Annotated in this window: 16 protein-coding genes and 1 pseudogene; 14 read left to right on the top strand and 3 right to left on the bottom strand. The window is 35.3% G+C overall.

Annotated elements, in window-relative coordinates; all coding sequences use genetic code 11:
• Positions 1 to 14 precede the first annotated feature (14 nt).
• Positions 15 to 452: a GNAT family N-acetyltransferase gene (locus ACTWP4_RS01530; protein WP_443126991.1), complete on the top strand. Its 438-nt coding sequence runs from the start codon at positions 15 to 17 to the stop codon at positions 450 to 452.
• Positions 453 to 506: 54 nt separating this feature from the next.
• Here ACTWP4_RS01530 and ACTWP4_RS01525 read toward each other — a convergent pair whose 3' ends face one another.
• Entirely contained in the window at positions 507 to 1,736 is a 1,230-nt protein-coding gene (locus ACTWP4_RS01525; RefSeq protein ID WP_443126990.1) for an AraC family transcriptional regulator, read from the bottom strand.
• Positions 1,737 to 1,901: 165 nt separating this feature from the next.
• Here ACTWP4_RS01525 and ACTWP4_RS01520 point away from each other — a divergent pair, with 165 nt between their 5' ends.
• The 11 genes and pseudogenes from ACTWP4_RS01520 to ACTWP4_RS01470 all read left to right on the top strand — a co-directional run bounded on the left by ACTWP4_RS01520 (position 1,902) and on the right by ACTWP4_RS01470 (position 12,854).
• Entirely contained in the window at positions 1,902 to 3,224 is a 1,323-nt protein-coding gene (locus ACTWP4_RS01520) for an ABC transporter substrate-binding protein (protein ID WP_443126989.1), read from the top strand.
• A gap of 110 nt (positions 3,225 to 3,334) precedes the next feature.
• On the top strand, positions 3,335 to 4,189 hold the full coding sequence (locus ACTWP4_RS01515) for a carbohydrate ABC transporter permease (RefSeq protein ID WP_443127351.1): 855 nt from the start codon (positions 3,335 to 3,337) through the stop codon (positions 4,187 to 4,189).
• Complete coding sequence (locus tag ACTWP4_RS01510) at positions 4,189 to 5,013, top strand: carbohydrate ABC transporter permease (protein WP_443126988.1); 825 nt, start codon at positions 4,189 to 4,191, stop codon at positions 5,011 to 5,013. The genes ACTWP4_RS01515 and ACTWP4_RS01510 overlap by 1 nt, the downstream gene beginning before the upstream one ends.
• 82 nt (positions 5,014 to 5,095) lie before the next feature.
• Positions 5,096 to 7,135, top strand: coding sequence for a beta-galactosidase (locus ACTWP4_RS01505; protein ID WP_443126987.1), 2,040 nt, complete (start codon positions 5,096 to 5,098; stop codon positions 7,133 to 7,135).
• Positions 7,136 to 7,439: 304 nt separating this feature from the next.
• Positions 7,440 to 8,183 (top strand): annotated as a pseudogene (locus ACTWP4_RS01500) (nuclease-related domain-containing protein); the annotation flags it as partial.
• A 779-nt stretch (positions 8,184 to 8,962) separates the two neighbouring features.
• Positions 8,963 to 9,130 (top strand): Zn-dependent hydrolase, encoded by a 168-nt coding sequence (locus ACTWP4_RS01495; RefSeq protein WP_443126986.1) that lies wholly within the window; start codon positions 8,963 to 8,965, stop codon positions 9,128 to 9,130.
• Positions 9,123 to 9,698 carry a Fic/DOC family protein gene (locus ACTWP4_RS01490; RefSeq protein ID WP_443126985.1) on the top strand — a complete coding sequence of 192 codons (576 nt, stop codon included), beginning with the start codon at positions 9,123 to 9,125 and terminating at the stop codon, positions 9,696 to 9,698. The genes ACTWP4_RS01495 and ACTWP4_RS01490 overlap by 8 nt, the downstream gene beginning before the upstream one ends.
• 336 nt (positions 9,699 to 10,034) lie before the next feature.
• A complete protein-coding gene (locus ACTWP4_RS01485) occupies positions 10,035 to 11,684 on the top strand; it encodes a hypothetical protein (protein WP_443126984.1) in 1,650 nt (549 codons plus the stop codon).
• A gap of 387 nt (positions 11,685 to 12,071) precedes the next feature.
• Positions 12,072 to 12,359 (top strand): ATP-binding cassette domain-containing protein, encoded by a 288-nt coding sequence (locus ACTWP4_RS01480; RefSeq protein ID WP_443126983.1) that lies wholly within the window; start codon positions 12,072 to 12,074, stop codon positions 12,357 to 12,359.
• Entirely contained in the window at positions 12,295 to 12,636 is a 342-nt protein-coding gene (locus tag ACTWP4_RS01475) for a sensor histidine kinase (protein ID WP_443126982.1), read from the top strand. The genes ACTWP4_RS01480 and ACTWP4_RS01475 overlap by 65 nt, the downstream gene beginning before the upstream one ends.
• A 47-nt stretch (positions 12,637 to 12,683) precedes the next feature.
• On the top strand, positions 12,684 to 12,854 hold the full coding sequence (locus tag ACTWP4_RS01470) for a hypothetical protein (protein ID WP_443126981.1): 171 nt from the start codon (positions 12,684 to 12,686) through the stop codon (positions 12,852 to 12,854).
• A 14-nt stretch (positions 12,855 to 12,868) separates the two neighbouring features.
• Here ACTWP4_RS01470 and clpP read toward each other — a convergent pair whose 3' ends face one another.
• Positions 12,869 to 13,453, bottom strand: coding sequence for an ATP-dependent Clp endopeptidase proteolytic subunit ClpP (gene clpP, locus ACTWP4_RS01465; RefSeq protein WP_443126980.1), 585 nt, complete (start codon positions 13,451 to 13,453; stop codon positions 12,869 to 12,871).
• A 16-nt stretch (positions 13,454 to 13,469) separates the two neighbouring features.
• On the bottom strand, positions 13,470 to 14,093 hold the full coding sequence (locus ACTWP4_RS01460; protein WP_443126979.1) for a sigma-70 family RNA polymerase sigma factor: 624 nt from the start codon (positions 14,091 to 14,093) through the stop codon (positions 13,470 to 13,472).
• Between the two features lie 265 nt (positions 14,094 to 14,358).
• Between ACTWP4_RS01460 and ACTWP4_RS01455 the strand changes: the two genes are divergently transcribed.
• Together ACTWP4_RS01455 and ACTWP4_RS01450 are read left to right on the top strand one after the other, a co-directional pair.
• A complete protein-coding gene (locus tag ACTWP4_RS01455; RefSeq protein ID WP_443126978.1) occupies positions 14,359 to 14,592 on the top strand; it encodes a TM2 domain-containing protein in 234 nt (77 codons plus the stop codon).
• Positions 14,593 to 14,709: 117 nt separating this feature from the next.
• Complete coding sequence (locus ACTWP4_RS01450) at positions 14,710 to 15,228, top strand: hypothetical protein (RefSeq protein WP_443126977.1); 519 nt, start codon at positions 14,710 to 14,712, stop codon at positions 15,226 to 15,228.
• Positions 15,229 to 15,354 lie beyond the last annotated feature (126 nt).

Below are 15,354 nucleotides of genomic sequence, written 5' to 3'. Positions count from 1 at the left end.
TAAGGGGCTTAAGTATGATAAGGAAGGCGACGAATCAAGATGTTCAGTTTATTTTATCGAAAGCAAAAGAAGTAGCAAATGAAGCTATGTTATCGAAAGATGCCATAAGTCAGGAACAGGCTCTGCAAATGGCTTTATTTACCCTTGAGCAAAAAGGTTATTATTTAGTATATGAGAATAAAAATCGAGACATTGCTGGTTGGGTTCTAGTGGGGGAAAATATTGATTATATCACCAATCAAACTCATGCCTTTATTTACGAGCTGTATGTTTTACCCAAATATCGGGATTTAGGCATAGCTAAGCAATTATTACAAGCTGCCATAACAGAAAGTAAGCTTTATGGTTTTAAAGAAATTCGGCTCAATGTGTTTGCTAATAACTTTGCGAAAGAAATATATAATCGGATCGGTTTTCAAGATTTGCAAACCATTATGTATAAGAAGCTGTAGTTTCTAACGTCATCCTTCATTCAAGTGAAGGGTGACTTGTTTATGTTTTTATTTTTAAAAAGAATCAACTTTAGTAGATTTGATAAATTCTTTAGGTGTCATATTAGTATGTTTCTTAAACACTTTTGTAAAATAACTTTGATCCGAAAAATGCAGTGCATTACATATGTCTGTGAGAGAGCGATTAAAATATATTATCATCTTTTTCGCTTCCTTCACTTTTGCTTTTTGCATATATTGACTAATCGATATGCCAACTTCTTTTTTGAATAAATTAGATAAGTATTTTTTATTTACTTTTAAGTAATTGGCTATCGCCTCCACACTTAAATCAGGGTCATAGATATGTTTGTATATATAATCCTGACTGAAGGTAATTTTCCTAGTGTATGTTTGTTTTTTAATTTTTGTCACCATGTCGGTAAATTTATATAGGATTTCTTCTCTAAACCACGAGATTTTAGCAGTTGAATTTAATTCTTCCAATTCTTGAATCATAACATCACCTAAAGAATAGGCATCTTCTGGGTGAACGCCTCCCCTTATTGCCGCTCTGGTTGCCAGTGTTATCGTAGCAATCGTTATATTTTTATCACTTCTTATAGCACTTGTTCTAGATAGAACGCCTAACTTAAAATCGTCTCTATTCATAAACGCTTTATAATAAGGAATAATCTCTTCTGTATTACCCTCTTCAATTATTTGATATATCCTCCTTTCCAGAATAGGATCGTGATGATGAAACGAGTTTTCTCTAACATTTGCAATGTACTCTGAAGAATGGGTGATATCTGAAGCATAGTCCCTGTGTTTTATCATATTTAATTCTTCTCTAATATTAATTTGAATTCCTTTTAATAAAAAAAGTGCTAGATTGCCAGCTTCTATTAACTGATTTTTGCTTACTACCCTTAATGATAATAGATATTCTTCTACATCAACTTTTAAGTATGATTTATTTATATTATCCAGCAGTCTTCCTATACTATTTTTGGAAGGTGGATTATATAAGACAGGACCTAATACAATCCAGCCATTACCATCCGAAAAAGGTATACTTAAAAAAGTTTCAAAGTACATGGTGTCAATCAATTGTATATCAATACCTAGTACCTCGGTATATTCTAGATGTTCACTTAAAGATTGGAATAATGGATTGAATGGCGTTTGCTCCGGAATGGATTCATATGTTTGGGAATCCTGGAATATATTCAATGGTATTTTTGTCAATTCATAAAAAGATTCAAGTAATGATATATTATGGTGATTTTTCAGGTTAGGCATACTATTCATCCCTCACTTATCTGAAAGCGTATACAATTTAAATGAATAATTACTGAAAAGCTAACTTTTATACCATAAATAAGCGTATCAATTAGTTATACTTTTGGCAAGTTAGTGAATAGTTATTAGCGTTCAGTATTTTTAAAAAAACAGAGGGGTGAAATGATGTTTACGAAAAAAATGGTTGGAGTAGTGTTCTTATTTATTTTGGTTAGTTTATTAGTTGCATGTAGCAATTCATCCAGTGGTGGAGATGTAGAAGATCTCACTATACCAGAAAATCCGGAAGATATAACTGGTGATATTACCGTTTGGGCATGGGCGCTGGAAGCAAATTATTTAGAGAAAGATGTATTGCCAGCATTTCAAAAAAAATATCCAAATGTAAATGTAACGGTTGAACACATTGGCGTTGATCAAGTTTATCAAAAAGTAAGTGCTGGGCTATCGAGCGGTGGCAGTGGTTTGCCTGATGTCGTCCAGGTTGAAAATAACCGTATTCATTCATTTACAGATGAATTTCCAGATGCATTTACTAATTTAAGTGCATTGGGTTATGACGAACATGAAGATAGATTTTCAGAAGCTAAAATCTCGGGGTTAAAAGATCAAGATGGAAACATTATAGCAGCTCCTCGTGACTTAGGGCCAGTAGGTGTAATTTATAGAGTAGATATTTTCGAAGAAGCTGGTGTTGATCCTTCTACAATTAATACTTGGGATGATTATATTGAGGCAGGCAAAAAAGTTGTTGATCATACCGGGAAATATTTCTTAGGAACTGATGGTGACGGTCTACTCAGAATTATGATGCAACAACAGGGAAGCTATTACTTTGATGAAGAAGGGAATTTAGATATTACATCAGCGGCTGGAGAAAACGCAGCAAGGGTATTACAAGAAATGAAAGATAATAACTTAATTACTTATACCAATAATTGGGATGGTCAAGTAGCAGCAATGAAAAATGGGGAAGTTGCAACTCAACCAGGAGCTGTCTGGTGGAGTGGTACGATGTTAGAGCAAATGCCTGAATTGGCTGGAAAGTGGGATATGTTTAAACTACCAGCATTTGAAGAAGGTGGAACAAGAGCGTCCAACGATGGTGGTTCTGCTTTAGCAATTCCTTCTTCATCGGAAAATAAAGTTGCTGCATATGTTTTTGCAGAGTTTGCAACAACAGATGTTGACTCACAAATAAAAGCTTTAACAAATAGGGGATTATTCCCAGCTTTACTCGAAGCATATGAAGAACCTATATTCTCGGATAACCAAGAATATTTTAACAATCAACCATTTTTCAAAAAATTTGCAGATACAGTAGAAAACATACCTCCAGTTAACCATGATGGTGCAGAATTAGAAGTCCGTTCTGTTATGGGAAGCGAGATTGAAGCATTCTTATTAGAAGATAAACCTGCTATAGAAATGCTTGAAGATGGTGAGAAGCAAGCAGCACAGCAAACGGGTAAAGAAACAACAGAATAAATAATGGGCTGGCTGATGCATGCTATCCAGTCAGCCTTCTTCTTAATTAGGAGGGATGTTACGTGGAAAATGCAGCTGAAAAAGTTGATTCGAAAAAATATAAAAAAAGTATTATTACCCCTAAGACAGCACCATATATTTTTGTGTTTCCAGCAGTGGTACTATTTCTAGCATTTACTGTGTATCCTATAATCGCTTCATTTTTACTCAGTTTTCAAACTAGAGTTGGTGGTGTATATACCTTCTCTGGATTTGATAACTATATAAGATTATTTAGTGATCCTATATTTTATAAAGCTTTAGGTAATACTTTTATCCTTTTAATTGTTCAAGTACCTATTATGTTATTTTTTGCGCTGATTTTGGCGGTGTTTCTTAATTCAAGATTACTTCAGATGAAAGGTTTTTATCGAGTTTCTTTCTTTACACCTGCTGTTACATCGTTAGTTGCAGCTTCTATCATTTTTATTCTGCTACTCAATACTGATTATGGGCTAATTAATTATATATTGACTTCTATTGGTCTCGAGAAAGTCAATTGGTTAACTAATGCGTTTTGGGCAAAGGTAGCTTTAATCATTGTGACGACATGGAGATGGACTGGGTACAATATGGTTATTTTGTTAGCTGGACTTCAAAATATTCCAAATGAATTATATGAAGCGGCAAGTATTGATGGTGCTTCGACGATTCGTAAATTTTTTTATATAACAATACCTCAATTAAAACCAGTGTTATTGTTCTGTTTTGTCCTTTCAACGATTGGTACATTCCAATTATTTGATGAGCCATATAACTTAACGAATGGTGGACCAAATAATGCTACGTTAACGATAACCTATTACCTATATAATCAAGGCTTTGGCTATTTTGATTTTGGATACGCTTCTGCGATTGCCTATGTCATTGTATTATTTATTGCGATACTATCATGGCTTCAATTTAAGGTGGTGAAGGATGACTAATGAAAAGTGTATATGTTAAAAAATCATTGTTACATTTCATTTTAATAGTTGGGGTTATCATTTCACTTGGACCTTTTTATTGGATGATCGTTGGTGCGACAAATCCTTCAGGTGATGTATTAAGCTTTCCACCAAAGATTGTTCCAGGGAATTATCTGATGGAAAATTTATCGAATTTGAGTGATGCTATACCAATAATGAAAGCTCTTTTTAATTCGGCAATCATTGCGGTAACATTTGTAGTAGCTAGTTTATTTGTTTGTTCAATGGCAGGTTATGCCTTTGCAAAATTTAAGTTTAAGGGTAGCAATATTATTTTTTCAAGCTTTCTATTAGCAATGATGATCCCTTATCAAGCAACCATAATTCCTCTTTTTCAAATTTTTGGAGCTTTGGATTGGATCAATACGTATCATGCGGTCATATTACCGCAGATTTGCTATCCATTTGCTATTTTTTTGATTCGACAAAATATGAAGGGGATTCCGGATTCCATGATTGAAGCAGCTAGAATTGATGGTGCTGGTGAAATTTCTATTTTTTTTAAACTAGCGTTACCTACTATGAAACCTGCATTAGCAGCAGTAGGCATATTTTTATTTACGCATCAATGGAACAACTTCATGTGGCCATTAATTGTCATGACGACAAGTGAAAAATATACATTGCCTGTTGCACTGTCAACATTGGCAGGACTAAACTCTGTTGATTATGGTCAGTTGATGCTTGGAACAGCTATTTCCGTATTACCAATCATGATTGTATTCTTAATGTTGCAGAAACATTTCGTTTCAGGTATTTTAGGTGGATCTGTTAAGGAGTAATAGTAGAATTTATCATGGTGCTCGACCGTAAAACCCCCACTGATGGAAGTCTAACTTTATAGAGAGAAAAGGAGTTTAACAAATGAAAAATATTATAAACGAAACAGCAATCAAACTAGGAGTTTGTTATTATCCCGAACATTGGTCGGAGCAGTTATGGGAAGAAGATTTTACACGAATGAAAGAAATAGGATTTGAGTACGTGCGAATGGCAGAGTTTGCATGGACGATTTTTGAGCCTGCAGAAGGAGAGTTTACATTTGATCTTTTTGATCGGGCGATAGATTTAGCGGGGAAGCAAGAGTTGAAAGTAATATTAGGTACACCGACAGCGACACCTCCTGTCTGGTTAACAGAGAAATATCCAGAGGTGTTAAATGCATCGCAAGAGGGTGTTCGTTACAGTCATGGATCAAGAAGGCATTATAATTACAATGCAGAAATTTACCACACTCTTTCTAAAAGAATTGTAACAAAAATGGTCGAGCATTATCGCGATCATCCGGCAGTAGTTGGCTGGCAAATTGATAATGAAATAAATTGCGAAATCAGTATGTTTTATTCAGAAGCGGACACCTTAGCATTTCGTGAATGGGTGAAAAACAAATACGGTACATTGGATAATTTAAATGAAGCGTGGGGGACGGTATTTTGGAATCAGACTTATACAGATTGGGAGCAAGTATTTTTACCCCGTCCAACTGTGAATAACTCCCAGAATCCACATCAAAGTCTTGATGAGAAGCGTTTTATCTCTGATAGCGCCATTCGTTTTGTGAAGATGCAGTCCGATCTAATCCGTTCTTTAACCAATAAACAATGGGTGACGACGAACGGCATGTTTGGCCATCTTGATAATCACCGCATGACGAAGGATGCGTTAGATTTTTATGCTTATGATTCCTACCCGAATTTCAATAAAATTATAGAAGATTCATCGACCAAGCAGTTACGAGATCGGAAATGGAGTTTGAATTTAAGTACGGTTCGTAGCATGGGTGGCAATTTTGCGATATTTGAACAACAAGCAGGTCCGGGAGGCTGGGTGAATCGCATCGAACAGCCGACACCAAGACCGGGCCAATTGCGTTTGTGGACGTATCAATCAATGGCACACGGCGCAGACTTACTGCTGTATTTCAGATGGCGTACAGCTACGAAAGGTTCAGAGATATATTGGCACGGAATTAATGATTATCATAATCTGCCGAATCGCAGAATAAGTGAAATTAAACAAACGAGCAATGAAATTAAAACAATTGGTTCGAAATTATTTGGTTCAAGTTATGTTGCAAAGACCGCCATTCTTATGGATTATGATAATGAATGGGATGGCGAAGAGGATAAATGGTATGGCAGCTTTATTGGAAAAAGTCGTGAGGCGTGGTTTAAAGCATTTCAATATCATCATATCCCGGTTGATATTTTTAATGTGCATACTGAAACAAAGCTGGATGATTTATTAAAATATGAAGTGCTTGTTTACCCTCATGCTGCAATTATGACAGAAAGTACTGCTGAACTTCTGACCCAATTCGTCGAGCAAGGTGGTCAAATAGTATTTGGCTCAAGAACTGGCTACAAGGATGTAACTGGTCAGCCGTATATGAAAGCATTTCCAGGTACTATTAAAGAGTTAGTAGGCATCACGGTAGAGGAATATACATTGTTGAATGGCTGGCAGGAAAACCCTGATGTGAGGTTATTTAATAAAAAATTGGTTGAGACTTTTGGGTTTAACGAAGTGCTTCGAATAGAAGATGATGACGTAGAAGTTGTGGGAACATATGAAAATGCTTTTTATGAAGGAAAGCCTTCACTAACGAAGAGAAAGGTTGGAAAAGGGAAAGCCTATTATTTCGGAGGAGTATTCGATTATGAAATTGCCACAATGGTCTTGGAGGATCTGCAAGTGACAGACTATAAGGATATGTTTAAGCTGACAGAAGAGATTGAATTGGCAGTACGTGAGAAAAATGGTGAAACGCTCTTTGTTTTGATGAATTATTCAAAGGATGAACAGGTTGTGGAGTTAAAGCAAGAAATGACTGACTTGTTAAGTGGCAAGACTATAAATGGTAAGAAGCAACTGCATGCATATGATGTGGTGGTATTGAAGTAATAGCATCTTAATTTGAAAATATTAGTCACTCCTCAAGTATTTTTGGAGTGACTTTTTTAATCATGCAGCTTATCTTACTACTAGACTATCACAAGAGATTTTGTTATCTTTAGAGCAGAATAATAGAAAGGAAGCTTGATAAGATGCAGCGGGATAAACCGTATGAGTTACAGTTGTATGACGCTTTAAACAGAAGAAAGTTATTATCGAATGAAGAAAGAAAAAAATATAAAAAGCTCCAAATAGGATATCAAGGCGAATTATTATTCGATGCCTTCGTTGATAAAATACCTTACAAGACCTCTCCCTTTCCTTCAAAAATCGCTACTTCCAAATCGACAGTATTCATATCATTAACAATCAACTCCATTTATTTGAAGTGAAAAACTATCAAGGCGAATATTATTATGAGAAGGACAAGCTCTACCTGGAACAAGGTGTTGAAGTCGATGATCCATTAATTCAATTGAAGAGGTCAGAATCATTACTTCGTCAATTGATATCAGGATTAGGATTTCACATTCCCATTCAAGCACATGTTGTTTTTGTTAACCCTGAATTCACATTATACCTCGAATCGCGCCATCCTAAAATTTTACTACCTACACAGTTGAATCGTTATTTCCATCAATTTCAGCAAAATATACCAATAGCTCCTACTTTCCATTCATTAGCAGCCAAATTAAAAGAGCGTGCACTTAGCAAGTCTCCCTATTTACAATTACCAAGTTATCATTTTGATGAATTACAAAAAGGCATTCCATGTAAAAAATGCAATACTTTTTTACAAAATACAGATGGTCGACTTGTCATATGCTCCACCTGTGGTAATCAAGAGCTAGTGCAAGACGCTATTTTACGAAACATTCAAGATCATCTATTTCTTTTTACAGAAGAAAAACTAACGACTAAACGAATGGCGGAATGGTGTGGACCAAATGTTTCTAAAGAACGTATTCAATATACTTTAACTAAAAATTTTGAGAAAAAAGGAAATAAAAAGGGTGCGTACTACACAAGACGAAATAATCCAGATTCACGTATATAAAAAACAGAACGAAACATATAATAGGGATTCACACACGTAAGAAGCGGTGTGAATCCCGAAAAAAGCGTATAATCGGTATTCACGCATCCAAAAAAAAGGGTGAATCCCTTAAAAAAGCGTATAATCGGTATTCACGCATCCCAAAAACGGGTGAATCCCGAAAAAAAGCGTATAATCGGCATTCGCGCATCCAAAAAACGGGTGAATCCCTTAAAAAAGCGTATAATCGGTATTCACGCATCCAAAAAACGGGTGAATCCCGAAAAAAAGGATATAATCGGTATTCACGCACCAAAAAAACAATTGAATCCCTTAAAAAAGCGTATAATCGGCATTCGCGTATCAAAAAAATGAGTGAATCCCGAAAAAAAGCATATAATTGGTATTCGCGCATCCAAAAAAACGAGTGAATCCCGAAAAAAGGATATAATCGGCATTCGCGCATCCCAAAAACGGGTGAATCCCGAAAAAAAGGATATAATCGGCATTCGCGCATCCCAAAAACGGGTGAATCCCGAAAAAAAGCGTATAATCGGTATTCGCGTATCAAAAAAACGGATGAATCCCGAAAAAAAGGATATAATCGGCATTCGCGCATCCAAAAAACGAGTGAATCCCTTAAAAAATAGAAAATCGCCATTCTTTTTATCACGGTGCTAACCGTCTGTGAAATCCCACTGACCATAGTCTCACTTTATCTTCATACAAAGAAATGTCATCTAAGTTTAAAAATTGTTATAATAACTAGGTAAGTCATTCTATAGGAAGGGGGCATTTTCGTGAAAAAACTTACGTTAGATTCAGAAGAGTTTAAACGAATTATTCATAATTTACATATTGAACAGCTTCACTTAGATGAGAAACGTCAAAAACAAATATTATCATTAGTAAACTCAGGAATGAAAATTACTCCTTCAGTGCTTAAGGAAGCATGGAAGAATGGATAAGTATAATAATGAACAAAATGATCAGTTTTTGTTAGAGGTAAATCTGTTAGGAGCCGAGACATACGAGGAACTGAAAGAAGCTGAGGCATTTGCTTTTGCAGTGCGTGCAGCAGAATTGGAACGGACACAGAATCGGATCAAATCATTTAAAGAAAGTGACTTTCAGGAGTTACACCGTTACCTTTTTCAGGATATTTACCCGTTTGCCGGACAATACCGAAATGTGCAATTGTCTAAAGGTAATACACGTTTTTGTCAGGCACAGTTTATTTCTTCCTACGCGGCACAACTATTTGAGGAATTAAATAATGAGTCCGGGTGGGAAAATAAAGACAAAGCTGCAGAGCGTTTAGCTTATTTCAAATCTGAATTAAATTTATTACACCCTTTTCGTGAAGGGAATGGAAGAACGATTCGAATTTTCCTCCATGCATATGCCATGACGATGGGGTATAAATGGGAATATGAAAAAATTGATAGAGAAGCATATTTAAATGCGATGATAGCATCAGTTACAGATACTAACGCTTTATATCAATTGTTTTTGGATTCAATCGTTATTGTTTAAATATTTTATGTTGACACACTTTGGGCAAAAGTGTGGCTTTTTTTTGCACTCAAAGAACTATAAAATTCGTCTAATCTGTCCTACAATCAGATAATCATTTTCTTAGCATTTGGGATTAAATCTTAAGGACGTCTGCTGTTTTCATGAGAAGGTAAGAAAGTGATTGTATTGAAACAACAAATATTGAATATACATTACTTATCGTCATTTTTAACCTTTACCACGGTGCTTACCGTCTGTAAGCACCACACAAGCTTCAATTAACACAAGGATATGATCAGTGGGGGTCAAAACCCCACTGATCATAGTCTCACTTTATTAACAGGAGGTAATGTTATGAAAATGAAAAAGACGGCAATATGGTTGTTGGTTCTATCCTTTTTTACGTCATCGTTATTATGGGGTGAAACTATCGTAACAAACGCATCAGAGATTGATTCTATTCCAAACACAACAAGAAATATCAAGGACTATGACGATAGTTATCTTTCCGTAACTGGTTATGCATCATTAGGGGTTAATGACCGAAGTCAATACATTGATACTTCTTATTATCGAAAGGTTAAAACAGAACGAGAGTTTTTACAGGCGATTTTGGATGCAGGAAATGGAAGTGTCAAAGTAATTGAAGTGGCGAGAGATTTAAACCTAGGGTGGAAAGAGTTAAATCTGAGTGAAGAAGAAGCTAAAAAGTATCGTTTTATAAGGGAATATCGGGATCCTATGAATGGATTTACCAATCCAATATTAGCTTCATCCGGTGTTTCACAATTAGATGTAAATAATGTGAATGGGTTAACTATTTTTTCGAAGAAAGGAAAAACAATTAGGCATGTAGAAATAAATTTACAAAGATCAACGAATGATGTTGTTATAAGGAATCTCAATTTTGATGGAATGTGGCAATGGGATGATACTGGAAGACATAAGGAAGTAGGCTGGACATTTATAAAGGTTAATGGGGCGAATAACGTTTGGATCGACCATAGTAAATTTTCCATTGCATCTGATGGTTTAATTGATACAGAGAATGGTGGCTCTAATATAACTATTTCATGGTCTGAGTTTGGATTACCTGCAAACGAGAATCCGCCAGAAGATAGTGATATTTATCAATCGATTCAGTTTATGGAAGAAAAATATGCTGCAAGTGAACTTAATATAGATAGTGTGTATTATAAGATGCGTAATGGCGGTGCGACCAAAGAACAGATTATGGCATATTCCGCCTATCACAGTAAGGTGCATTTAACTGGTTCAGGAGATAAGGACTATGTAGATTATGTAAGTAGTAGTGGAAAAGATTACAAAGATGGTAATCAAAGAATCCGATTAACTCTTGCCTATAATCGTTATACCAATATTGGGCAGAGAGTTCCAATGATTCGTCAAGGTACTGGTCATGCATACAATCTGTATTTAGACAACTCAACTCATGAAGATGTTTTAGAAAATGTAAGTGCTATTTCTGAGCATGGAAGAGATACACTTTCACGAGCTCTTAATGCAAGAAACGGTGCTTCGATTGCAGCAGATACTTCTGTATTTCATGACATTAATGAGCCAATTATAGGTGCTGAAATACAAGGATTAGATACCAAAAACATGGATGCACAATGGGCGGAGCTATTCCATGACGCTTATAATAGAAATTTAATTGTAAATTCCCAAATATCAAATAAATATGGAACGTATACAGGAAGCAGTTGGGATAATAATGGTGAAAATCTATTTACTAGAGGGTTTACATGGTATGACAAATCAACAATCGGAAATTGGGCGTGGTCTTCTCATATTGTGGGAAGTGAGAATATGGATAAAATGAATCCACCGTCAGAACCATTTACCTTTGAATATAATTATGATGAGGAACTACCCTATACGTATAATGTACTTCCTTTAAATAGTGTTGTGGAAACACTTAGTGAATACGCAGGGGTAAACAAAATTAACAATAATATTAAAGATTGGTTAAAAACAGAATGAAAATGGATATAATCTGAGTGTAATTTAAGTTTGGACTGTTCAGCAATCGGCCATAGGTCTGATTGCTGAACATAAAGGTTAAAATCATTTCTATTTAACAGTAAAAGTGCCTCCTGAAGTATTGCCACGTTACTTCCTCACATATTTTTATTTTCTCCTTTATTCAAATGTATAAAGTGATTAGAGCAATTCTTTACACTTTTTTTATACTTTTCTAGTTAAATTATTTATACCTACCACTTACTATAAGATTATCACGGTGCTAATCGTCCGTAAAACCCCCTTCAAGATTTGAGTAAATCAAAGAAGCTAAGTGGGGAATAACAGACGCTAACACCCTGATAAGTTTCACTAACCACTTTATCAACATCGAAAGGGTGAATATATATGTCAGAAACGATTCTTAAAGCAACGAATGTTTCCAAAAAATATGGCAAAAACAATGCGCTTGATAAAGTATCGATCGACATTAAACGAGGTATGATTTATGGATTAATTGGTGAGAATGGCGCAGGAAAATCAACATTTATGCGCACGATCATGGGGTTAAGTACCATTGATGAAGGCGAAATCGAACTTTTTGGAGAAAACAGCAAGAAGGGGTTGCAATATGCACGAAAAAAAATGGGACAATCTATTGAAACACCAGCACTTTATGACCGATCATTTTTATGACTTAGCACGGATTGAAACGAATCAAAAAGAAATAGAATTAACTTCCGTTTCTCTCCCCAATTTAGTCGAAGAAATTTTTTTGTCCTATTATGAGCAATTGGAAGAAAAAAACATCGGGCTTCAATTCCCTGGACAAATAATGGACCGACAAGTTATTGCCGATCCATTAATGCTTACTCGCGTTATCCAAAATATCGTGCAAAACATTATTCGTTATGCCAAAAGTCAAGCGGTTATCCATTATAGAAACGAAGATAGCTATCCGTCATTATTGTGAAAAATGACATCAAACCTGATAGTAAAGTTGCGGTAGAAAAAGTATTTATGCGTTTTTATACGGAAGTTACCAGTAGAACGAATGCTGAAGCAAGTGGGTTAGGCCTTTATCTGTCTAAAAAACTGGTAGAAAAGATGGATGGGAAAATGGAAGCAGAGATTGAAAAGGATTGGTTTATTCTTCAAATCCATCTTCCTGTTCACGGTATGCAAACTTAATTTCCAGATGGGTGTTATGCGCTTTTCTTAATAATTTGATCAATAATCCCGTATTCCATTGCTTCTTGTGCGCTTAAGAAGTAATCACGTTCTGTATCTATTGCTACCTTTCCAACATCTTGACCTGTTCGCTCAGAGATGATTTTGTTAATGTGATGTTTCAGTTTTAAGATTCTCTGAGCTGTAATTTCAATTTCCGTCGCTTGACCTTTTGTTCCACCGCTAGGTTGATGAAGCATTATTTCGCTGTTGGGAAGAGCATATCTCTTTCCTTTTGTCCCCGCAAGAAGCAGTAGGGCTCCAAAAGATGCAGCCAACCCCGTGCAAATAGTTCTAACATCCGGTTTTATAAGTTCCATCGTATCAAAAATTGAAAATCCTGCTGAGGTGGATCCACCTGGACAGTTAATATAAATGGAAATATCTTTTTCAGGATCATCTGCTTCCAGAAACAACAGTTGGGCTGTAACAATATTTGCTACTTGATCATTAATTTCATCGCCTATGATAACAATTCGATCTTTTAACAAACGTGAGTAAATATCGTATGAACGTTCTCCGTTACTTGACTGTTCAATTACATATGGAACGGTAGCCATATCATTTCCTCCTTTTCTATGCGGCCATAGAATACATATTGAGAGGTGAATTGGAATGCTTTTGCTGTGGTTCTGCCAACAAATGCAAAGTGGAGATACAATCAATTAATACAACTGGATCATCTGCCTGAAGGGACTGATAGAGCGAGTTATATAATATTTCTCTCTCTTCTTCCTGCCAAAAAGAATCAATGGATTGAAGGGAGGTGTCGGTCTTTAATCTTTTTTTCGCTCTGTGAAGGGTAGATTTGACTGCCATTTCTGTTGTGTCCAGCAAATCCGCTATTTCATTTGATTGATAACTGAATGCTTCTTTCAAGATGAAAATGGCTGCTTGTTTTGGAGTTAAATTACTCACTAATAATTTGACCAAATCAATTATTCTGTCTGTCTTGCGTACATTGTCCTCTTTTCCTTCATCCTCTACTGTATTAACAACCTCAAGTTTTCTTTTCTTTACGGTATCAATCCATTGATGATAAGCAATCTTGTTCAAAAGTGCTGAGCTTATTTCAGACGAATGATAATATTTAATCGCTTTAAAGAAAGTTTCTTGCATGAGATCTTCAGCATCCCATTTATTTTTGGTAAGGAAATAAGAATATCTCTTCAACCCGGGATATAGCTTTTGTACTTTCACATGATGACCTCCTTGATTGGCAGTGTTAGCATTCAATTCATTCACTCCTTTTTAACCTCTCTACTTATATAACTAATTTAGGGAATGGAAAGATACGGGCAAAATAAATTTATTTATTATTATTCTGTGTAACTTTATTTTAAATGTAAATACGAACTTTATACCAGGATATACAATTGGTATTCTTAATTCGTTTTACAAACATTATAATCGATCACATGATAAAATGAACTAGTGTAATTTTGTAATGAGAGGAGTTAATATGATGAAGGAAAGAAGCTTAGTGATTGCATACTTATTATGGTTTTTCTTTGGACAAATCGGTGTGCATCGTTTTTATACAGGTCGAACCGGAAGTGGTATTGCCCAATTATTACTTGGTGTTGTGGGATGGGCTACTACTTGGATCCTAATTGGTTGGATTCCGTTAGTCGTACTATGGATTTGGTTATTTGTAGATATATTCTTAATACCGGCAATGTGCAGGAATCCAAGATAAAGATAAGTCTGTTGTATCCCTTTTAGGTGATGCGATAGGCTTTTTTATTTGGATAAAAAGTTATTGGTGTAACTTTTCACCAAATGTATCGACTAACTTAAAAAAGGGAGTGATGATGTGTTTAGAAAGAAAATATATATAACTTTTGTGTTTTTCTTTATCTTATTCTTAGTTGGTTGTGAAGGAAGTGAGACCAGTGAACAAAAAGAAGATAATACTAATACTGAAAAGCAAGAAGAAGAGGTTGTTACTGAGAAGGAAGTTACTGAAGCAAGCACCCAAACCAAAAGTAAGGCAGATGATGTGATAACAGTAAAAAAGCAAGTAGGAGATGCTAATAAATATGAAGACTTTCAAGAAATCACTGGCGAAACATTAACTGAGTTAGTGAATGTTTTTGAGACACTTGATTGGGAATTGGGGGTAATAGATCTAGAACACTCTCCAAAATATCAATTGAATTTTAAACTGTCTGATGCAGAAAGGAAAACATACTTGTTATATTTATATTCTGATCATAGTGGTTTTACATTGGTTGAAGAAAATGGTGCTAGGTATGTAACACTAGATCATCAAAATAGAGCTTCGAAAATATATAAAATAATTAGTGGTAAGGAGTTAACAGTAGCAAAGTAATAATTGAGATAGCGCTTTTAAAGGGGGCTATTTTTTGTGTCTAAGTAGGCGTATTTTATATTCGGAGGAGGCATCCATCATTACCACAATAAATACTCCGCATATATTTTGTAGTGAATATGGCTG

This window comes from Gracilibacillus sp. D59 (genome assembly GCF_052246695.1).
In the GTDB taxonomy this organism is placed as follows: domain Bacteria; phylum Bacillota; class Bacilli; order Bacillales; family Amphibacillaceae; genus Gracilibacillus.
Note: the sequence above shows the minus strand (reverse complement) of the source record. Positions and strands in the feature narration are given on the sequence as shown.

Coding starts and splice junctions, on each gene's coding strand:
- ACTWP4_RS01530 (WP_443126991.1), top strand. CDS start 15: ATGATAAGGAAGGCGACGAATCAAGATGTTCAGTTTATTTTATCGAAA.
- ACTWP4_RS01525 (WP_443126990.1), bottom strand. CDS start 1,736: ATGCCTAACCTGAAAAATCACCATAATATATCATTACTTGAATCTTTT.
- ACTWP4_RS01520 (WP_443126989.1), top strand. CDS start 1,902: ATGTTTACGAAAAAAATGGTTGGAGTAGTGTTCTTATTTATTTTGGTT.
- ACTWP4_RS01510 (WP_443126988.1), top strand. CDS start 4,189: ATGAAAAGTGTATATGTTAAAAAATCATTGTTACATTTCATTTTAATA.
- ACTWP4_RS01505 (WP_443126987.1), top strand. CDS start 5,096: ATGAAAAATATTATAAACGAAACAGCAATCAAACTAGGAGTTTGTTAT.
- ACTWP4_RS01490 (WP_443126985.1), top strand. CDS start 9,123: ATGGATAAGTATAATAATGAACAAAATGATCAGTTTTTGTTAGAGGTA.
- ACTWP4_RS01485 (WP_443126984.1), top strand. CDS start 10,035: ATGAAAATGAAAAAGACGGCAATATGGTTGTTGGTTCTATCCTTTTTT.
- ACTWP4_RS01480 (WP_443126983.1), top strand. CDS start 12,072: ATGTCAGAAACGATTCTTAAAGCAACGAATGTTTCCAAAAAATATGGC.
- ACTWP4_RS01475 (WP_443126982.1), top strand. CDS start 12,295: ATGCACGAAAAAAAATGGGACAATCTATTGAAACACCAGCACTTTATG.
- ACTWP4_RS01470 (WP_443126981.1), top strand. CDS start 12,684: ATGCGTTTTTATACGGAAGTTACCAGTAGAACGAATGCTGAAGCAAGT.
- clpP (WP_443126980.1), bottom strand. CDS start 13,453: ATGGCTACCGTTCCATATGTAATTGAACAGTCAAGTAACGGAGAACGT.
- ACTWP4_RS01455 (WP_443126978.1), top strand. CDS start 14,359: ATGAAGGAAAGAAGCTTAGTGATTGCATACTTATTATGGTTTTTCTTT.